The sequence below is a fragment of the Chryseobacterium taeanense genome, from assembly GCF_900099685.1.
Lineage (GTDB): Bacteria > Bacteroidota > Bacteroidia > Flavobacteriales > Weeksellaceae > Chryseobacterium > Chryseobacterium taeanense.
Window position 1 is genome coordinate 60,491 of record NZ_FNDW01000004.1, and the last position, 21,829, is coordinate 82,319.

At 34.9% G+C, this 21,829-nt stretch carries 15 protein-coding genes; 9 read left to right on the forward strand and 6 right to left on the reverse strand.

Features of this window, described 5'->3' with window-relative positions; all coding sequences use genetic code 11:
* Window positions 1–51: 51 nt before the first annotated feature.
* The 4 genes from ruvX to BLR30_RS07425 all read left to right on the forward strand — a co-directional run bounded on the left by ruvX (window position 52) and on the right by BLR30_RS07425 (window position 4,961).
* A complete protein-coding gene (gene ruvX / locus BLR30_RS07410; protein ID WP_089856663.1) occupies window positions 52–468 on the forward strand; it encodes a Holliday junction resolvase RuvX in 417 nt (138 codons plus the stop codon).
* A complete protein-coding gene (gene def / locus BLR30_RS07415; protein WP_089856665.1) occupies window positions 465–1,037 on the forward strand; it encodes a peptide deformylase in 573 nt (190 codons plus the stop codon). Before ruvX ends, def begins: the two co-directional genes overlap by 4 nt.
* Before the next feature lie 98 nt (window positions 1,038–1,135).
* Window positions 1,136–1,699 (forward strand): DUF5606 family protein, encoded by a 564-nt coding sequence (locus BLR30_RS07420; protein ID WP_089856667.1) that lies wholly within the window; start codon window positions 1,136–1,138, stop codon window positions 1,697–1,699.
* Between the two features lie 484 nt (window positions 1,700–2,183).
* Window positions 2,184–4,961 (forward strand): COR domain-containing protein, encoded by a 2,778-nt coding sequence (locus BLR30_RS07425; RefSeq protein WP_089856669.1) that lies wholly within the window; start codon window positions 2,184–2,186, stop codon window positions 4,959–4,961.
* An 80-nt stretch (window positions 4,962–5,041) separates the two neighbouring features.
* On the opposite strand, the gene BLR30_RS07430 is transcribed toward BLR30_RS07425, so the two are convergent.
* Window positions 5,042–5,266, reverse strand: a complete 225-nt coding sequence (locus BLR30_RS07430) for a helix-turn-helix domain-containing protein (RefSeq protein WP_089856672.1) — start codon at window positions 5,264–5,266, stop codon at window positions 5,042–5,044.
* Between the two features lie 691 nt (window positions 5,267–5,957).
* Between BLR30_RS07430 and BLR30_RS07435 the strand changes: the two genes are divergently transcribed.
* From BLR30_RS07435 to BLR30_RS07450, 4 genes are all read left to right on the forward strand, one after another.
* Window positions 5,958–6,488, forward strand: a complete 531-nt coding sequence (locus BLR30_RS07435; protein WP_089856674.1) for a hypothetical protein — start codon at window positions 5,958–5,960, stop codon at window positions 6,486–6,488.
* 183 nt (window positions 6,489–6,671) lie between these two features.
* Window positions 6,672–7,439, forward strand: coding sequence for a nucleoside triphosphate pyrophosphohydrolase (gene mazG, locus BLR30_RS07440; RefSeq protein WP_089856676.1), 768 nt, complete (start codon window positions 6,672–6,674; stop codon window positions 7,437–7,439).
* Window positions 7,440–8,519, forward strand: coding sequence for an FUSC family protein (locus BLR30_RS07445; protein WP_089856679.1), 1,080 nt, complete (start codon window positions 7,440–7,442; stop codon window positions 8,517–8,519).
* 2 nt (window positions 8,520–8,521) lie between these two features.
* The gene (locus BLR30_RS07450; RefSeq protein WP_089856682.1) at window positions 8,522–9,394 is read left to right on the forward strand and encodes an esterase-like activity of phytase family protein; all 873 of its coding nucleotides are present in this window, start codon (window positions 8,522–8,524) and stop codon (window positions 9,392–9,394) included.
* A 60-nt stretch (window positions 9,395–9,454) separates the two neighbouring features.
* On the opposite strand, the gene BLR30_RS07455 is transcribed toward BLR30_RS07450, so the two are convergent.
* The gene (locus tag BLR30_RS07455) at window positions 9,455–13,168 is read right to left on the reverse strand and encodes a metallophosphoesterase (protein ID WP_089856685.1); all 3,714 of its coding nucleotides are present in this window, start codon (window positions 13,166–13,168) and stop codon (window positions 9,455–9,457) included.
* Window positions 13,169–13,194: 26 nt separating this feature from the next.
* Here BLR30_RS07455 and BLR30_RS07460 point away from each other — a divergent pair, with 26 nt between their 5' ends.
* Complete coding sequence (locus BLR30_RS07460) at window positions 13,195–14,367, forward strand: Pycsar system effector family protein (RefSeq protein ID WP_089856687.1); 1,173 nt, start codon at window positions 13,195–13,197, stop codon at window positions 14,365–14,367.
* 45 nt (window positions 14,368–14,412) lie between these two features.
* Here the strand turns inward: BLR30_RS07460 and BLR30_RS07465 are convergent, their stop codons facing one another.
* The 4 genes from BLR30_RS07465 to nuoL form a co-directional block, all read right to left on the reverse strand.
* Window positions 14,413–16,713 (reverse strand): GAF domain-containing protein, encoded by a 2,301-nt coding sequence (locus BLR30_RS07465; RefSeq protein WP_089856689.1) that lies wholly within the window; start codon window positions 16,711–16,713, stop codon window positions 14,413–14,415.
* A gap of 219 nt (window positions 16,714–16,932) precedes the next feature.
* The gene (locus tag BLR30_RS07470; protein ID WP_089856690.1) at window positions 16,933–18,318 is read right to left on the reverse strand and encodes an NADH-quinone oxidoreductase subunit N; all 1,386 of its coding nucleotides are present in this window, start codon (window positions 18,316–18,318) and stop codon (window positions 16,933–16,935) included.
* A 102-nt stretch (window positions 18,319–18,420) separates the two neighbouring features.
* Entirely contained in the window at window positions 18,421–19,914 is a 1,494-nt protein-coding gene (locus BLR30_RS07475; protein WP_089856692.1) for a complex I subunit 4 family protein, read from the reverse strand.
* Window positions 19,914–21,827, reverse strand: coding sequence for an NADH-quinone oxidoreductase subunit L (nuoL, locus tag BLR30_RS07480; protein WP_089856694.1), 1,914 nt, complete (start codon window positions 21,825–21,827; stop codon window positions 19,914–19,916). The genes BLR30_RS07475 and nuoL overlap by 1 nt, the downstream gene beginning before the upstream one ends.
* Window positions 21,828–21,829 lie beyond the last annotated feature (2 nt).

A 21,829-nucleotide genomic window follows, 5' to 3' on the forward strand; every position in this document is an offset into this window, starting at 1 on the left:
AAAAAATGTGTTTGGAATAAAATCATTAAAATTTACTAAATTTGCAAACTTATGGGACAAATCCTTGCAATAGACTATGGAAAGGCACGTTGTGGTATTGCCGCAACCGACGATATGCAGATCATTGCAAGCGGTCTGGATACGGTTTCGACTCCGGTTCTCACTGAGTTTTTGAAGAAATATTTCAGCGAAAATAAAGTGGATGAAGTTGTGATCGGGCTTCCCGTAGATTTGAAAGGAAATATCTCCGAAGTGGAAACCGACATTTTGAAGTTTATAGAAATTTTTGAAAAAGAATTTCCAACGGTGAAGGTTAACCGCTTCGATGAAAGATTTACATCCAAAATGGCTTCTTTTTTTATCTCCCAAAGCGGAAAGAATAAAAAACAGAGACAGCAGAAAGGATTAATAGATAAAGTAAGTGCAACCATCATATTGCAGAATTTTTTAGAACAAAGAACAAGATGATTTTACCGATAAGAGCCTTTGGTGACCCCGTGTTAAGAAAAGTAGGAAAGGATATTGACAAAGATTATCCCAACCTGCAGGAATTGATAGAAAACATGTTCGAGACCATGTACAGCGCCAACGGAATTGGTCTGGCTGCCCCGCAGATCGGGCTGGATATCCGTCTGTTCGTAATCGACGTAAGTCCTTTGGCAGAAGACGAAGATTATGAGGACATCAAAGACGAGCTGGCAGAATTCAAAAAAGTTTTTATTAATGCTAAGATTCTTGAAGAATCCGGGGAAGAATGGAAATTCAACGAAGGATGTCTTTCTATTCCGGATGTGAGAGAAGATGTGAAAAGAAAAGGCACGATCGTGATCGAATATTATGACGAAAATTTTGTAAAACATACAGAAACTTTTTCCGATATTAGAGCCCGCGTAATTCAGCATGAATACGATCACATTGAAGGAATTTTGTTCACAGACCACCTCAGTGCTCTGAAAAAGAAGCTGGTAAAAGGAAAACTGACAAAAATAACCCAGGGTGACGTAAGCATCAATTATAAAATGAGATTCCCCAAATAGTTTAAATAAAAAAGAAGAAATAATAAAACGCAAAAAGTTGCCACACGGAGCTTGTTGAAGTGTACCGACCGATTGCAGAAATACAAAAAAATAAAATTATGCTGTTAGAAAAAATAATTTCAATTTCCGGAAAACCAGGACTTTTTAAATTAGTTTCTCAATTAAGAAACGGATTTATCATTGAAGATGTTACCACAAAGAAAAAAGTAAGCATTGGAAACTCCAGTCAGGTAAGTTTGTTGGATAACATCGCGATGTTTACTTTTGATAAAGAAGTTCCTTTGTTCGAAGTTTTTGAAAATATTGCTAAAAACTACGAGTACAAAGAAGCGATTCACCATAAGGCAACGGATGCCGAATTAAAAGAATTCATGACGGCTTCTCTTCCGAACTACGATACGGAAAGAGTTTACGCTTCTGATATCAAAAAACTGGCACAGTGGTACAACATCCTTCAGAAAGCAGGATACATCACTCCGGAAAGCTTTGTAAAAGCAGAGCCTGAAACACTGGATGGCGAACCGGCAACGGAAGAACTCAACGTAGAAAAAGAAGCGCCTAAAAAAGCAGCCCCAAAAGCTGAAAAGCCAGCCGCTCCAAAAGTAAAAGCGACTTCTGCAGCTAAAGCCGCTCCAAAAAGCACACACAGAAAACAGGGATAATTGATTTATCTTACTTAAAATATGAACCTCATCAGATTTGATGAGGTTTTTTTGTTGGTTTTGTGATGAAATGAAAAATATTCTGATATTAATTCAGTATAAATACGGATTGTCGTAAATATGAATAATTTCTTATTATTAAATTTGATATTTGAGTTATGAATAGATTTGTGTGATCTTAGAAATAATTTTTAAAATAATTTATTATAAATGTGAGGAGAAAAAGTTAATTCTGAAAAAGATTTAATTTTAGAATTAGTTTTTATAAATCCAACCTATATTCCCGTAGAAATTTATAAGGCACTTATTTCGACCAGTAATGGATTATAATTATTATAAATGTTGATAATAATATGAAATAAGAAAATAGCTATTACAAAATATCTTAATTATTAATTAAATATTATTATTTTAGTATTATAAGTAACTCATTTATTATTTAACCTGCATTAAAATACCCTTCATTAAAAAAAACTAACTATACATGAAACCACACATTAAGAATAAGTTAAAAGATTTAAAATATAATACTCATAAAGTCCAGCTGACTACAGGAAGATTAAAGAGAATACCGAATGAGCTAAAAATTTGTACTGAAGTTAAATATCTGGATTTATTTGGTAATTCAATTCCAGAAATTCCAGACTGGTTTTTTCAATTTAAAAGATTAGAACATTTAAGCTTAAAAAATAATACACTTAAAGAGTTACCAACAATTGTATTTACTTTAGAAAATATTAAATATCTGAATTTAGCAGACAATCAGATAAATTTGATAGATGGTCATTACTTTGAAAATCTAATGAATATTGAAAAAGTTGATATTAGCTACAATCAAATAACATTAATTCCAGAACATTTTATAGAATATCCGAAATGCAAAGATTTAAGTATTAAAGGCAACAGGTTACAAGTATTTCCGAAAGCTATTAGTGATGTATATACTTTGGAGAAATTAGATTTATCTGAGAATAAAATAGCTTCAATAGAAGATGATGCTTTTGATTGTTTGGAGAATTTAATTGAACTTGATCTGAGCTTCAACGAGCTTAAATATTTGCCAACTAGTATAGGTAAACTAAAAAAGCTGAAGAGACTGAATTTAAGTGGTAATAAAATTAGTTCATTACCGAAGGAGTTTGAAAATCTTACTTCACTTGAGTTTTTGGATTTTGATAGTAATCCAATTGGTAAAGTTCCAATAGAAATTTCCTCTCAGGGGGCTTCAGGAATAATAAATTATTATTTATCTCTTGGTGATAATGTACAATTATTTGAAGCAAAATTATTAATAGTTGGTCAAGGTAATGTTGGAAAAACTTACTTGATGAATCGTTTAATACATAACTCAATACCCGAAACGAATACTACGGAGGGAATTGATATAAAGTCATGGAAGGTAAAAACACAATCATCACCTGACTTTAGAGTTAACGTATGGGACTTTGGAGGTCAAGAAATTTATCATTCAACTCATCAATTTTTTCTAACAAACAGATCACTTTATTTATTAGTATGGGAAGCAAGAACAGATCAGCATTTGATTAGTTTTGATTATTGGCTAAATGTCATTCGTCTTTTGAGTAATAATTCTCCAATAATAATTGTATTGAACAAAATTGATGAGCGTATAATTAATATTGACGAGCGGTCACTCAAAGCAAAATTTAAAAATATTGTTTCATTTCACCAAGTGAGTGCTAGTAGCGGGCAAAATATTGATCTACTTACAACAAAAATTCAAGATGAAATCAATTCATTACCGCTGATAGGAGATAAGCTTCCTAAAGTTTGGTTAGAAATAAGAACAATATTGGAGTCTTTAGATTCAAATTATATTTCAGCAGAAGAATATTTAAATATTTGTAATCAACATGGATTGTCAAATCAAAGAGCACTTTTTTTAAGTCAGTATTTTCATGATCTTGGTGTTTTTCTTCATTTTCAAGATGACAATTTGCTAAGAAATATTTTATTTTTAAAACCTGAATGGGCAACTAATGCAGTATATAAGATACTTGATTCTAAAGAGGTTATCGCTCGTAATGGTGAATTTGACCCTGATATGTTAGATTCTATTCTTTATGAATTTCAGCGTGATAAGCATCCGTATATAGTTACGTTGATGAAAAAGTTTGAATTATGTTTTGAAGTTGAACAAAGTATTTTTTTAATCCCAGAGTTACTTAAACCAGAAAAACTTGAATTTGATTGGGATTATAATGATAATTTGCGTTTTGAGTATCATTATGATTTTATGCCGGCAGGAATAATGGCTAGATTTATTGTAAGAACAAGAAAATTGATTTATGATAAAACCTTTTGGAAAAATGGAGTAATTATTCAAAGAGAGAATACACGAGCATTGATAACTACTGATCAGTATTCTCGCAAACTATTTATTTGGATTCATGGCAATAACGCATCCTTTTTACTTGAAATAATAAGAAAAGAATTAAATGATATTCATCAGTCGTTAAATTATCCTGATGTTCCTGAAAAAATTCCATGTAATTGTCCAGAATGTATTAATTCAATGACTCCCCATTTATTTAATTATGTTTTTGTAAGAAGAATAGGGACAGAAAACACTTTTAAAACAATTCCATGTGAAGTAAGTGCTACAGGAGTGAATGTGCACAAACTTCTTGGTTTATATAAAATTGATAATGTAGAGCCAGAAAATAATCCTATGTATTCACTTGATAAGATTCTAAATGATCTGATTGAAATAGGATCACGAATTCTTGAGCGAAAATTTCAAAAGAGAATTGAAAATTTAATTAATGATGATATAGTTGATTTGTTGAGAACACAAGGACACAATGTTGCAGACCAGACAAGATCCGGAATTTCTAGTAATAGTAAAGATGCTGGTGAACTAGATATCATGATTAGGATGAACAATGGAATTCCAGTTACTATAATTGAATGCTTCAGACTTGAGAGTTGTGGACCTAAAAATACTGTAGTTTCAGGACATCTTATAAAATTACTCTCAAAATATGATACACATGAACTTCAACGCAAGTTTATTATTGTATTTGGAGAGGCTGAACGTTTTGATAACTTATGGGTTAGTTATTCTCACTATATTAGGAATTTAAATTCAAATGATAGTTATGGTAATAAATATCCTATTTCAGGATTTAGTGTTAGAGATGAACTTCATAGTTTTGCAAATATGAAAGTTGGTATTTCTAGACATGATAACAACGGCGAAACTGTTGAGGTTGTGCATATATTATTGAATATGAAATAGATATAGATTGAAACTCTTTAAAACCCCGTTTTTTTTTACATAGAATCTAATCTTATGTTTTGATTGAGAGAATAATAAATTTATTTTTTGAAAAGCTCTTCAATATTAATATCCAGAGCCTTACAAATTTTTAGAAGAGTAGAAAACAAAAAATCTTCTTTACCATTTTCAATGTCACTAATTTTAGATCGATCAATTTTACCAGCTAAATCTGCCAATTGTTGTTGCGATAGATTTTTTTCCTTTCGCTTATCTCTCAGATTTTCACCGATTGTTTTATAGATAGTTAAAAATTTTCCGTCCATATCAAAAAAAAATATTGTGGTTTTATTGCCACAATTAAAAATTGTTATTATATTTGTATCAGCGAATTAACAAAAGCCTCAAAAGACCTTTTAAAAAGACGCATTCCGAGTCAACAACGTCGGCAAAAATGTGTTCTTTACGCAGGTTTCAGGTGTAAAACTTTCATAATACACAAATGATGAGAAAGAAAATTTTAATCCCGTCGCTCACAGGTCCGCCGTAATAACTGCGGCCTTGCAACTTAGCCCAAGACAGCGCTACACCAAAACTGCCCGCAAATGCAGGAAGGCGGGGTATAGCCTCACCCAAAAACCGCCACCCTCCGAAATTCCTTTATGCCAAAAGGAAAGCCGAAGTACGCTAAAACTCATCCCTTAAAAGTACTGGCTTTCTGCCAATTTTCCAAATTATTTTCATCCCGAAAGGAATTTAAAAAAATGAACAGGGTCTTCCTGTGCATAATTGTTTTGTTATTCTTTGCATCCGGTAATGGTCTGCCAAAAGGCAGGCCGGCTCCGGTATGCTTAGAAAGCGAAGAATTTTTGAAATCCCCTGAATGAAAATCTTTGAATTCTTTGCTGAGTGAAATGCCTTTGCGAACTTAAAAACATTTGTTATAAAAGAATCTTATTGATCCTTTGCGTATAAAAAAGTATTATGCTTAATAGCGGATAATCAAAAAACAGAACGATGAAAAAGAAAAAAACAGACTTCGATGCCAAATTCTGGTCCGGAACAAGAAAACATTCTGCAGTAGGTTTGCTGGAAACCTTTTTCCAGTTCAATGATCTTGCTGCTACAAAAGAAACCCTTAATGAAATGGTTCAATCTTCGGTACAGAAAAACACCCGAATCGCGAAAGAACCAGACGAAATTTTCCATTTGTACCAATCATTACGTTCATTCATTCTCGTCTCTCATTACATCGCGAAAAAAACGAAAAAAGGAAAATTTAAAGTTTCAACGGAAGTCAGTTTTCCCAAAACAAAAATGATCTTCTCAGATAAAGGGCACAGGAATCCGTTGTGCGTATTTCAGGACGCTTTTAAAGTCTGCACTTTGCAGGATTTCGATGATTTTCTGTCGGCAGTAGCTTATTTCTCGTTAGGAAATTGCAGCTGTGACACAGAAAAGAATATCGTCATTCCGTACTTCCAACTCATAAAAATGCTGGAAGCCGCATGGATGATCGTGGAAAACTACCAAAGGATGAAGGGATAAGGTTGGCTTCGGCTCCGCTCAGCCAACTACAATGGTCTGTAAAATAAAATCTAAAATCAGAACAGAATGAGTAAAATCGTTGGCTGAGCGGAGCCGAAGCCAAGAACAACCCACTTTTATTCCAAGACAAAAGAACATTCAAAAAGATTTCCCGTAAATTTGTAAGACTTGAATTCTCAAACTATGAATACCAAACAGGAAAAACTGGAAGCGTTCGGAAGATTATTGGATATTATGGACGATCTGCGTGAGAAATGTCCGTGGGATCAGAAACAGACGCTGGAATCACTTCGGCATTTAACGTTGGAAGAAACTTACGAGCTATCAGATGCCATCCTTCAGAATGATTTACAGGAAATTAAAAAAGAATTAGGAGATGTTTTGCTTCATCTGGTTTTTTATGCAAAGATCGGTTCGGAGAAAGAAAGTTTCGATATTGCGGATGTCATTAATTCACTCAATGAAAAACTGATTTTCCGCCATCCTCATATTTACGGAGACACTGAGGTAAAAGATGAAGAAGAAGTAAAACAGAACTGGGAAAAATTAAAACTGAAAGAAGGAAACAAATCTATTCTGGGCGGCGTTCCGAAAAGTCTGCCGAGCATGGTAAAAGCGTACAGAATTCAGGATAAAGTAAAAGGAATAGGCTTTGAATTTCATGATGCGGAAGATGCCTGGAAAAAAGTAGATGAAGAAATTCAGGAATTTCATGCGGAAACAGATCTTAATAAAAAAGAACAGGAATTGGGTGATGTGTTTTTTTCATTAATCAATTATGCAAGAATCTCTGGAATTAATCCTGATTCGGCGCTGGAAAGAACCAATTTAAAATTTATCTCGAGATTTCAGAAGATGGAAGTTTTGGCGTTAGAAAAAAATCTGAAATTAGCAGATCTGTCGCTGGAAGAAATGGATGTTCTATGGGAAGAAGCTAAACTTTTGCAATAAATGAAAGTACAAAATCCGGGATATCAACGGTTTCAGTATTTACTGGAATTTAAACAGACAGAAAGAAAATGGCATTTTCCTTTTCTTGCAGCATTATGCATCGGAAGTTGCCTTTTCATCGGATATTTTTCAGGCAAACCGAATTATGGCGCACTTTCAAGTTTGGGTGCTTTAACGATTTTATATTTTACTTCCGCTCCCATCACGCAGAGAATGGTTCACCTGGCAGTTTGCGCATTCGGAATCGTTTTCTCGTTTTCAGTAAGTTCTTTTTTCGGTTTTAATATTTATTTTGCCGCGCTGTCGGTAGCCGTTATTTCTTTTCTGGCACATTTTATTTCTTCCTATTATAAAATTCCACCGCCTGGAAATTTTTTCTTTATTATGGTGGCGGCAATGGCGAGTACGTATAAATTTGATTTAGAACTGATTCCGGCAAGAGTAGGATTGGTGGCGATGGGAGCAATCTTATCGTGTTCCTTTGCTTTTCTGTACTCGGTTTTTATTGAAAAAAGTAAAGTGGTGGCGGTTCCCCGAAGAAGTTTTAATAAAAGAAGATACACCAAATTCGTCGAAAGCACGATTATCGGATTCTTTATGGCACTGACTTTAATTGTCGGTCATCTTTTACAGTTTAAAAATACGTACTGGATTTCTATTGCCGCGGTTGCCATTATTCAGGGACGTAATTTTGAGCATGTACGACAGAGAAATATGCACAGGATTTTAGGAACTTTCATAGGGATAGGTTTTGCATGGCTCATTCTTTTATTCAACCCTGAAAAGATTGTGATGATTATCATTATTACTGTTTTACAGTTTATTATTGAATTGCTGATCGTAAGGAATTATGGTTTTGCCGTGGTATTTATTACCCCATTAACAATTCTTCTGGCAGAAACGGGCAGCGACATTCATCATAATGTGGAAACACTAATGCAGGCAAGGCTTATTGATACGGTTATCGGGAGTTTAATCGGTCTGGCGGCAGGATTTTTTCTTCATCATCAGCAGATTATTAATAATTTAGAGAAAAATATCAGATTCTCTTATTTTCAGTTTAAAAAATTAAAAAAATAGATATGTTGCGTATTGTTATTGTATCGGCATTTTTCCTGTTGAGCTGCAATCCTAAAGCTCAGGATTCGCCTAAAACAGACGATTTAGAGATCGAATTTTCTTTACCTAAAAAGCTTAAAGAAGTTTCGGGAATTACCTTGTCGAAAGATAAAAATACGATCTGGGCTATTGAAGATCAAGGTAATAAAAATGTCGTTTATGGTTTGGATCTCAAAGGAAATCTTACGAGTGATGTTCTTGTAGAGAATACGGAAAATCATGATTGGGAAGATATTACTGCCGATTCTGCCGGAAATATTTACATCGGTGATTTTGGAAATAATGACAACGACAGGCGCAATTTATCCATTTTAAAAGTTGATTTGAAAGATGCTTCCCAAAAATCAACAACAGTTATCCAGACTACGAAATTTCATTATGAAGGACAAACGGAATTCCCGCCAAAAAAATCAAACTGGTTATACGATTGCGAGGCTTTTGTAGAATTAGAGGGTAATTTTTATCTCTTCACTAAAAACAGGAGCAAAGGCTTTGACGGAACTTTTCTGGTTTTCAAAATTCCGAACAGAGAAGGGGATTTTGAAGCGAAACTGGTTGGCCGACTGAAACTTAATGGAGGTTACAATGATGCAGCTATTACTTCAGCCGCAATTAACCAGACTAAAAATGAAATTGTTTTACTAAATCATAAAAATGTACAAATTCTGACGGGCTTTACATCTGACGATTTTAGCAAGGCGAAAATTCAGAAAATTCCTTTACATCATTTCTCACAAAAAGAAGCTGTTGTTTTTCTTGACGATAAAACATTGCTGATTGCCGATGAAAAGGATAAAAAAGAAGGAGGAAATGTTTACCAGTTTAAACTGAAATAAAATAACATCCGCGGAGATAACTCTGCGGATGTTTTTCTTGATAGATAAAAATTAAGTTCTTTAAAAGGTCATTCCGACACCTCCGGAGATTCTTCCGCCATCACTTCCGTAGAAGTAATTTAGCCTTGCGGAGAACATTTCAACGATGCTCATCCAGAAACCTGCGCCAACAGACTGATGCCACTTTTTAGAATCTTCGTGGTTCCACACTCTTCCTATGTCATAGCCCAGCAAAACGCCCATATTGGCAGGAACAATATTATTTTTCACCCTTCCGAAATCCCAGCGGATCTCAGAGTTGTTGGTAAAATACGATTTCCCTGAGAATCTTTCGTTTCTGAAGGCGCGCATTCCGTTGTTCCCACCGATTGCAGCGGCCTGATAGAACTCAAAGTTATTGTTGTTGATCCACATTCCATTGCTGGAGTTGGCAAAAACAAAATTCCCTCTTCTGTCTAATTTATGATCTAAAGATAAAGTACCTTTTATTATCAAAAAGTTAATTTTAGAATCATTCAGATTGGTTTTCCATTCAGCATTTGCTTTAAATTCCATGCCTAAGGTTGGGAAAGCTGTATTGTCAAGATTTTTGTATCCGAAAGTATAATTTGCACCCGCAAACTGCTGATTGTTAAAGACTTCTTGTCTTACATCCGGAGAAATATCCACAAAGCGGTCACCATTTCGCTGCACTTTATTATTTTCAAAAGTCATCTGAAACTGGTTGAAAACATTCGTCCAGCTCTTTTTATAAATGGATGGCGCAAAACTGATCTTTGAAATTCTGGCTCTGTTGAATTTTCTTTCTGTATCTTCCTTGTCATATTCACTTTCGTTAGACAGACCGAAAAAGTTCTCTGTGAAACGTGGGGTCGTAAAGGCAGCATCCAGATTAACATCCCAACTTCCGATTGCTTTTTTGAAGATGCCTTTGTAAGCCGCATTGAATCCGCCTGTTGCGGTATAAAAATTCACTTTCAGGCTGTGTTTCTGTGTGTACGGAGAGCGGATGAAATTATTCACAGTATAATTGGCTAAAACACCCAGGATAACGCCATCATCAGGATTATAGTCTGCATTCGGATAACCCGCAAAAAAGTTGTATTTCGGATGCTTATAATTGTATGTATTGATGTCGTAATCGTCTGAAATGTTTTTTGTGGCACCGTTTGTATTATACGTGTTTTTCTGTGATTTAAAATCATAAATCTTCACCTTTTTCCCATCAGCAACATTATAAGTATCATGATTATAACCTCCTATTAGACGTATGTTCATTTTGGGTCTTCCGTCGCCGGAAACTTCATAAATATCATCATCTTCCAAACCATATATCCAGAGTTCCTTCGTTTTGGAATCATCATAGGTTTTTTCAAAAACGAGTTCAGGATTTTCTTTATTTTTGTCTAACTTATATTGTTTTACATTAACCGAATTTCCGACCTTCGTAATCACAAATTTATCAGGATTAATTGTTCCGGCCAACGGAACTTTTTTCTGTAAGACATCGTAATATTGAGATGCATATTTCTCCAGTTTCGCTTTTCTGGATTTTAATTTTCCCTGAATCTCTGCGATTGTTTCATCCTGTACTTCTTTTGGCAGATTGCTGAAAGCTTCATCAATATCTTTATCTGTAAGATGTTCCTGGATATATTTTGCCTGTGCATCCCAGTCTTCTTTAGTTGAGCCTTTTAAAAATACCAGATCCAGTGGATAAGGTTCCATAGCGAGCCATTTTACACTGGAAATATCATCCTTAAAAGTTTTCATATGCCGAATGGCCGGAATATTCATGATGAGTTTAAAAGCATTCCCATCATATTTACTGAAAGCCTGATCTCTGTCTTTGCCAATGGGTTTATAAATGATTTTGTCTCCAACTTTATATTCTGCCCATTTCCATTGATCGGTGTGCCTGTCCCAGTCGCCGATCAGCATATCAAAAAGTCTGGCTCTGATGTATAATTCCTGATCTACAGAGTATTTATAGTTTTTATTAAAATTTTTCAGAACATCATCTGTCGAAACAATATCTCTGGCATCATCAAGTGAAGCCAAGGTTTTGGGATCTGAAGAAAAACGCTCTTCGATCATGTACATTTCATCGCCGTAATTCTGATTGTATTCTCCAAGAGCTTTTTGCTTCGGAATATAATATAATCTCGGATTGCTGTGATAAAGATTGATTTTATCTGCCATATTTCCAATTGCAAAAGGCGTAAACGGATGATTGGCTGTGTAAAAATCAAGTAAGAATTTTTCAGGAAATGTATTGTTCAATTCGTTTCCGAACGTACTTTTCTTGAAAGCCATATTGTTAAGAAAGCGCACTGCACTTTTTTTAATACCCCTCATTACAAATTCCTGTCCGTCCTCAGCTCTTAATCTTAGGCTGTTCGACTGATTTCCACCACCTTCTCTGAAAGGAATATAACCCCCATCAAGTGTTGAAATATTGGCTGTAGGAGCTTCTATAGGCATTCCGTAGTACTTTCTGTAATGTTCACCCCAAAGCCATGTATAAAATTTCCCTTTCTGCGTTAATTTTTCAGGATAAATCGTTGATGTAAAAGTTGCGGGAAAGGAATCCGGATAACTATTAACAAATTCTGCCGGTTTTTCAGTTACCTGAATATGTGAAAGCTTTTCAATACTATTATTTTTTGTTGAGAAATATTCAACATCAGAACTTTGATCTTTTCTTATATTTAAAACAGCAAAGCCACTTCCTCCGTACGAAAAATCAGTTTGTTCACCAATTGAAGAAGGATCTACTTTTGAACCTGCACCACTGATAATTTGCCGGATATTTTTTTCTTTATGATACTGTAAATTATGATCGTGCCCGGATACGAAGATCACATTTTCTTTGTCCTGAACAATGCTCTTGAGCCTGTTTGCCAAATCTGCGTAATGCTGGTTGTTGATGTCTTCAGGATTTGCTCCGGACGAGCTTCTTACAATATTGATGAGACTCGCCACACCAGGAGCCGGGATTTTACTTTTTAAAGGAAAAAGATGTGATTTTGCAGAGCTGTAGCCTGCATGCGTTCCGCTGCTTATGATGGGATGATGAAGCGCAACGATGATTTTCTTATCCTGATTTTTAACGATAAGATCTTTAAATTCCGTGTAAAGATCTTCACGCGTTTTAATGTCGCAGTCTTTATTAATTCCGGGATACTTGTCCCAGTTTACCAACGCCCATTCAGAATCGATTACAATCAGTTTGATGTCTTTCGTAAGGTTGATATCATCGATCGGACATGAATTTTTAGGAAGAAAAGCTTTTTTATCATCTAAATAGTTTTTCACAAAATCTTCCTGGGCTTTTAGTCCGTTCAGACCATGATACCAATCGTGATTCCCCGGAATAACCAATGTTTTTCCTTTAAAGTTTTTTACAATGGATAGCTGGTCTTCCAGCTTTTTTTTTGCCAGATCATACTCTTTATCAGATTTTTCCGGCATTCCTTTCGGATATATATTATCACCCAAAAAGATGAGCATTGAGTTACTGTCCGCGGTCTCCAACTGACCTTTAAGTAAATCCAAGGTACTCTGAGCCTGAGATTCGTCTGCATTTCCGGCATCTCCGACAAGAAAAACTTTAAAATCAGTTTCAGATTTTATATCAGAATTATTAATTTCAGATAAGTTTTTACCCTTTTTTACGTTATATGTTGCGCAGGAATAAAGAACCCCGGCGGATAATGCTACTCTTACGACAACGGAAGTATTTTTTAAATGTGTTTTAAAGGATAAATTCATAAATTTACATTAACAAAATTTCGGTGATGGACATTTTACAAAAAGCCAAGGATTATGTTGAAACCTTATTCAAAGATAAGTTATCTTCGGTATATTTTTATCATAATTTTATTCATACTACATTTACGGTAAATAAAGCTGAAGAGATTCTGAGAAACACTGATGTTTCACCGGAGGATCAGGAAAAGGTTCTGTTGGCTCTCTGGTTTCATGATACTGGATACATAGAATGTGCCAAAGAGCATGAGGAAGAAGGTGTAAAGATTGCGAAAAATTTTCTACAGAATGAAAATTATCCTGAAAGTTATATAGATGACGTTTCGAAGCTGATTTTGGCAACCAAAATTACCTATCAGCCACAGAATTTATTGGAAAAAATTGTGAAAGATGCTGACTGCAGCCATTTTGCCAGTCATGATTATAATGATATTTCCGATGCTTTGAGAAAAGAATGGGAACTGACAAACGTGAGATGTTTTTCCAACGACGAATGGAATGCCGGAAATCTTGATATGCTTAAAAACAGGCACCGTTTTTATACGGAATATGCACAGAAAAACTGGCAGCCTCTAAAGGATAAAAATATTAAAAAGATCGAAAAGAAGCTTGAAAAAGAGGATGTAAAAAAAGAATCTTCTGATAGCAAAAAGGTTAAAGAAAAGGAGCCGAAATCCGACCGAAGTGTTGATACTTTATTCAGGGTGACGTTGAGTAATCATACCAGGCTGAGTGATATTGCCGACAGCAAAGCGAATATTCTGCTTTCTGTAAACGCGATAATCATTTCGGTCTGTCTTTCTGTTCTCGTTCCAAAGTTGGATACGCCAAAAAATTCTCACCTGATTATCCCAAGTTTTATTCTGTTGCTTTCTGCTGTTTTAACGATTATTTTCGCAATTCTTTCTACAAAACCCAACGTTACAAAAGCAAGATTTACAGCGAAAGATATTGCCGACAGAAAAGTCAATCTTTTATTTTTCGGAAATTTTAACCGAATGATTTTTGATGATTATCAGGATGCTATGAATATATTAATCAAAGACAGAGATTATATTTACGATTCTATGGTGAAAGATCTATATTATCTGGGAAAAGTTTTGGACAGAAAATACAGGCTGTTATCAATAACCTATAAAATTTTCATGGCGGGTATCGTTATTTCGGTATTGTCTTTCGGTTATGCATTTTTAACTCTTTAGAAAAGAACATTTAACATAGTAAATGACTTATTTTCGCTAGTTTTTTTAAGCCAGAGAAACTCTCAAAGCAAGGAGTCCGGTTATTCCCTGTAGATCTTCGACTTTCAGGAATTCAATATCATTTTTCAGAATATCTTTTTTCTGTAGTTTGCTGATGTAATCGAGGTACTCTCTCTGGTTTTCCATCCCAAAATAAACAATAGTGATTTTTCCAGGGCAGGTAATTCTATCAGTAGAATCTTTAACAAGAGCTTTATCCAAACGTTTTTTAATGATTTCGTAATAAGAATTGTATGCACCATCTATATCAAAACGTTTTTCATCCATTCTGAAACGGATGTCTATTTTTTCATTGTATACAAAAATCAGCGAAGCAATATTCAGGTCAATCGGAAGATCTTTCCTGAAATTTCTGAAGTCAAGTTCCATATTGCAGACTGTTTTAAGTTGCCAGTACCTCAGTTTATGTACGATTTTGGAATGAAAGTGAAGATCAGGTGCAATATTCTTACCGATATATAAATTATGTTCAATACCGTCAGATTTAAACCTTTCGTAATAATGCGGGAAAATCTGCTGAGCCTTTATCTGAGCTTCGTCCAAAACATCAGCAAGCTTTCTGTTGACCAGTGTAATAGAATCGTCAAGGCTTTTTCTGTTCGTGTAGAAAAGATTGGTCTGGATAAAAACCTTAGCAAAATAATCTTTAATTTTTGCTTTTATTTCGCTTGATGGTTTTAGTTCAAGTTTTCCCTGTAGAAAAGGATGAATTTCATCCCGTAGTAATCTTTGAAAACGCTGTTCGCTGTCTGCTTTAATATCATTATTTAGTTCATTTTCAAAAATTTCTAAAGCCAGCATATATTTTTCCGAATCAGAATTAATTAAAGAAAAAATGTCATGAAGGGCATCAATCTGCTGGTTAAGATCCTCAAGCATCAGATGATATCTTTTTTCTGAAGATGAACGGATATCCGAAAACCCGAAAAGTGGTGTAAGACTTTTGAATGTGATCTGTTTTAAAGTATATATTTTTTTTGCCAGTGAGGCATTAAAATATTTTTCGGCTTCATTCCTGAATTTCCATACCACGCTGTCGTGGATAGTGGTGTATTCGCGCTGAATAATTGCCTCAATCTGATAGTTTTTTTCAAAACTGAAGCGGTTAAGAGAAAATAAAATCATATCCGTGAAAAATTCCATTTTCTTAAGCTTAATGCCATTAAAACTATTGGGAATGGGTGATGTAAATTCCATCATGGCGATCAATTCATTGTCTTTCATGATCGGAATAACCATAAAGCTGTTGATTTTATTTTCTCTTAAAATTCTGAATGATGGCATCGATTTAATGTCATGATCCAGATTTTCAATATTAGAAACGACAATCGGTCTGGAATTGTGATTTAAATTATTAAATGTTTTTTTCCTTGTTTCTTCATCTAAAGTATTGATCCAGAAATCTAAAATATGATTGGTAAAAACATTTTCATAAATCGGAAGTTTTTCAAGTTGCTGATCTTTTTTGTTAAAAAGCATGAGTCCAAAACTGAGATGAGCAACATCAAAATAAGATTTAAAGATTTCGATAAGATTTTCATCCGGACTTAAATCTTCCGGGTCGATCTGAATCATGGCAGACTTCAAATCTGAAAGCGCAACTTCGGAAGTGCAGTCGACGAGAGATACAATCGTAAATCCTTTTAATACCCAGGAATTAGATGGGAAATACTTTTTCCATAATTTAAAATCATCCAGATTTTCAAGAAGCGTATCAATCACTTCTTCTGACGGAATTTTTGCGTCTTTTGTCGGATAAACTTCAGTAAAATCAGCATTCACCGAAATTTTATAATGTTTCATGATTCCCTGTCTGTTGGGGATATCATAATAAAAGGGCATTGAACTTTTAATGTCTCTTTTAAAATAACTTTGTAAAATCAGGCAGCAGCAGAAAACATAAAATTCGTCGTCGTCGATATTTCTTAATTCTATTTCGAAATCTTTCCCGGCATCTTTTAATATAGCCTTGAATCTTTCTGTATAATTGAACGTAATGTTTGAAAGAGGTATGCTGGCCGCTTTTATTTCGTTATTCGTCAACCCGGTAGGGAAGAGGTCTGCCAATAGAAGTTTGATGAGATCTTCATTTTTTTCCAGCAGGGAAACGTCCTGAAACCCGTCTCTGAACTCCGTAAAATTTTTTGTTTTTTCAATTAATGATTTAGCATAATTCACTCGATATTCCAAACGGTCATTGTATCGGATATGTTCCAATACATCCAAATATTTTTTGAATGAAATATAAACCTGAAATGGAGCGTCCTGTTTATAAAGGTTTGCCAAAGCTGAAATTTAAAGTAAAGTTAAGAAAAATGCTTGATTTTATCTTTATTTAGAATGATTTTACTTAATTATTTTTTGAAGTGAAAGATTAAAAAAAATGAGTAAAATAAAATAGTCTGAATTGGTTTTTTCTGACAATTTTCATTCTAAACTTTAGAGCAAAATAAATAAAAAAACCACAACATTGCAGTTGTGGTTCTATATTTTTTAGTTGATTGTCTATAATCCGAACTGTTTTGCAAAAAGATCCGGAAATACACCTAATGCTATGATTGAGACTATAACAACTACAGCAACAATATTATAAGTAATGGTTACTTTTTCTGAAGATTTGAATGTACTTTCTTTAAAGAAAAACATTGAAATAATCAGTCTAAGGTAATAAGCAATAGATATTGCAGATCCTAAAACAGCTACCAGTACAAGGAACGTCCCATGATCGGAATTCATTGCCTGAGAGAATAATGCAAATTTCCCCATGAAACCTGCAGTTAATGGAATTCCCGCCATTGAAAGCATAGAAATCGCAGCAACTGTTGCCAGTAGAGGTTCTGTCTTTGCCAGACCTTTGAAAGCTCCGAAAGAAGTTTCTCTTTTTAGTTTTTCAACGTAAATTAAGCACATGAAAACTCCTACTGTTGCCAACGCGTAAGCAAATAAATAGAACGCTAAATTATAGGTAGAAAGGCTTGTCATTCCGAAGAATACCAATCCGATATATCCTGCGTGAGAAACTGAAGAGTAGGCCAACATTCTTTTTGCATTCGTCTGAGCAAGCCCCATAACGTTTGCCAAAAGCAATGTAATAATTAAGAATACTCCGAATACATTGATCCATTCTTCCGTAACGCCACCGAAGCCAATGGTCATCAGTCTGAATAAAGCATAGAATCCTGAAATCTTTACAACACTTGCCATAAAAGCAGTGATTAAAGAAGGTGCACCAAAATATACATCAGGACTCCACATATGGAAAGGTGCTAATGCTACTTTAAATGCCAACGCACAAAGAATTAATAATACTCCTAAGATAAACATTACATCTTTAGGATTTGAAACTCCGAAATCCTGGATTTTATATAAATCAAAACTTCCGACACTTCCGTAGATAAATGCGATACCGAATAACAAGAAACCTGTAGCGAATGCACCCATTAAGAAATATTTAATGGAAGCTTCATTTGATCTCAGATCCGTTTTGTTGGCTCCTGCCATTACGTATAGCGGAATAGAAAGAATTTCAACTCCTAAGAACAATGTTACTAAGTTTTGGTATCCGAAAAGGATGATTCCGCCACAAAGTGCAAAAAGCATTAGGGCGTATAATTCCGACTGGTGGCTTCTGTGGTTGCTGAATGCAAAACCTCCCAAAAAGAATAATAATAATGTCGTTACAATTGATATTTTAGTGAATAACGCCGTATTGTCAGTATAGTCATACATATGACGGTATTGCGCAAAGAATGCACATTCCGGCATAAAGCTTACCCATAACGCGATAATTAATCCCAAAATCCCAATGTACCTTGCGAATTTTCCCTGTTCAAAAACTCCTGAAAATAACGCAACAACTGCCGTTAGGAAAACAATAATTAAAACACTCATAATCTATATTTGAGATTTGAAGTTTAAAGTTCAAAGTTTTTAACCTTTTCTCTTCATTCTTCTCCGATCTCCTAGTTTTTTAATTTTTAAATCTTTTAATTTTTAGTTGGCCATTGCCGTGTAGATAAACTTCAATGAACTATTCACCATCTCAATGATCGGTTGTGGAAAAATACCAAATACAATCACAAAAACCGCTAAACTTGCCAATACAGAGAATTCTACTGCAGATAAATCTTTTGCTGTACTTAATACGGCATCATCACCAGGGCCAAACATTGCCTTTCCGTAAAATCTCAATAAATATACAGCGGCAAGAATTACGGTAAGACCGGCAATTACTGCTGCCAAGCCGTTAAAATCATAAATAGATTTCAATAAGATAAATTCCCCAATGAATCCATTAGTCAATGGAACTCCCATTGAACCTAATATAATAATTAAGAATAATACAGCAAACTTAGGTGCAACTTTTGCCAAACCTCCCATTTGTCTGATATCTCTTGATTTGAATCTCTTGTATAAAATATCACAGCAGTAGAATAAACCTACAACGTTGATACCGTGAGCAAAAGTCTGCACCAAAGCTCCTTCCGCTCCTTCAATATTGAAAGTTCCTCTTAAAGTAATTACTGCTGAAGCAAAAATACCTGCAACCATCAATCCAACGTGAGAGAAAGAAGAATACGCAATGATTCTCTTCATATCTGATTGAATAATAGCGATTAAAGCTCCATGTACAATTCCTACGATAGCAAGGATAATTACAATCTGCCCTGAAATTCCTGCAATTGGAAGCGGAGTGATTGGTAATAAATAACGCATAACTCCGTAGATCGCCATTTTAAGCATGATCCCTGATAAGAGCATCGATCCCTGAGTAGGCGAATACGTATAGGTATCCGGCTGCCAGGTGTGAAATGGAAATACCGGTAATTTCACTGCAAATGCAAAGAAGATAAACCAGAATACTACCGTCTGCTGTGTTTCGTTTAATTGAGCATTATACAAATCTGTTAGCGCAAAAGATGGTGAATGTATTCCAACATAAATCAATCCGGCTAACATGAATAATGATCCTACGAATGTATAAACAAAGAATTTCGTGGTGAACTCAAATCTTTTATTTTCCTGACCCCAAAGTCCGGCAATAAACCAGATCGGAATCAATGTTACTTCCCAGAAAATGTAGAATAATAGTCCGTCAAGCGAAGTGAAAACTCCTACAAGACCGAACTGCATCAGCAGGATCAAACCGTAGAATGTATTTCTGTAGCTTACATTTTCATTAAAAGAAGATAAAATAATGATTGGCGTTAAAATATTTGTCAGCAATAAAAGAAGTAGGCTCATTCCATCGATACCGAAGTGAAGAGAGCTTTTCATAAATTGTGACCAAGGGTAATTGATCTCATGCTGTAATACGCTGTCTACCGTTGGATTATAATCAAAATCCGCTGCAATGTAGAAGGTTATAAGCATTTGTACCAATGCAATTCCCAGTGCCAAATATTTGCTGGATTTATCTTTCCATGCAAAAACTAATCCCGAACCTACTAGAGGTAATAGTAATAATGTTAATAATAAACCAGACATTATTGTAATATAAAGTTAACAATCAGTATAATTCCCACCGCTAAAGACATGATTAAAATGTAATTCTCAACATTTCCATTCTGAATGCGCTTCATGGCTTTTCCGCTGTCTTCAGCACCTTCGCCTACAAAGTCTACAAAACGATCAAGAATACCTTTATCAAACATCTTTCCTCCGCGTCCTAATCCTTCAACAGTTTTTACAATCAATGCATTGTAAAGTTCGTCAACATATAATTTTCTGGCAGACAGTTTCTCCCATCCTGTGTACTGTTCTTCTGGTAATGCTTGCTTTTTCTTATTTACATAAGTGTTTTTAACAAGGAACCAAACTGCAAAGAACATCAAAACAGTCGCACCTAAAAGTATCATTTCAGTACCAAACGGAACTCCGGAAAGAGTTGCTTCCATTTGTTTAAAGCTTTCCTCAGTAAGAACCGGCTTCAGCCATTCCATTAATTTTGCATAATGACCGTGACCGATGAAGTGAGGAAGATTAATCAAACCGCCAACTACAGAAAGAATGGCCAATACGATCAATGGTAATGTCATATTTGTCGGACTTTCGTGTAAATGGTGTTTTTGTTCTTCAGTACCTCTGAACTCTCCGTGGAAAGTTAAATAGTACAATCTGAACATATAAGTTGCAGTAATTGCGGCTAAAATAAATAAGATCACCCAGTAGATTGGGTTTTTAGCAAAAGCAGCTACTAAAATTTCGTCTTTAGAAATCATCCCTGATAATAAAGGGAATCCTGAAATAGCCAATGTTCCGATAAGGAAAGTAGCGTGGGTAAGAGGAATATATTTCTTTAATCCCCCCATAAAACGCATATCCTGCTCGTTGCTCATCGCGTGAATTACAGAACCTGCTCCCAAGAACAATAAGGCTTTGAAGAAAGCGTGTGTCATTACGTGGAACATAGCTGTTGTATAAGCTCCGAGACCTAAAGCAATGAACATAAATCCAAGCTGTGAAACGGTAGAGTAGGCCAATACTTTTTTGATGTCGTTCTGACGTAATGCATAGAAGCCAGCTAAAGCAGCGGTTAAGAATCCGATGAATAAAATTCCTCCCTGAACGGTTGGTGCTAAAGTAAATAAGAAGTTAGATCTTACGACCAAATAGATACCTGCTGTTACCATTGTTGCTGCGTGAATCAATGCAGAAACAGGAGTTGGTCCCGCCATTGCATCTGGTAACCATGTATATAATGGAACCTGAGCAGACTTACCGGTAGCTCCGATAAACAAACTCGCCGTAATAAAGATAATTACACTTCCGTCCAATTCAAATTTTCCTGCATTTTCTCTGATCGTAAGATAATCAACCGCATTCGTTTGAGAAGCCAGCATGAAAATACCGATCAATAAAGCAAGGTCACCAATTCTGTTCATGATGAAAGCTTTTCTTGCTGCTTTACCATATTCTTCGTTGGTGTACCAGAATCCGATTAATAAATAAGAACACAATCCAACACCTTCCCATCCGATGAATAAGATCAGGTAATTGCTCCCCATTACCAATAACAGCATGGAGAAGATAAACAGATTTAAATAAGTGAAAAACTTATAGAAACCTTTATCATGGCTCATATATCCTATAGAGTAGAGGTGAATTAAAGAACCGATTCCTGTGATAATCATTATCATCATTAAGGATAACTGATCGATCTGGAACCCAAAATTGATTTGAACTCCGTTTACTCTAAACCATTCAAAAGCTTTTACAATGACAGGCTGGCTTTCAGAATCAAAATTCATAAAAATGCTTACTGCGATGCAGAAAGATGCAAAAACCATTGCCGTAGCCAAACTACCCACAACAATTTTTGGAAGATTTTTTCCGAATAACCCGTTTATAAGAAAACCTAAAAGTGGTAAAAGTATTATTGCATACACTAAATTTTCCATTC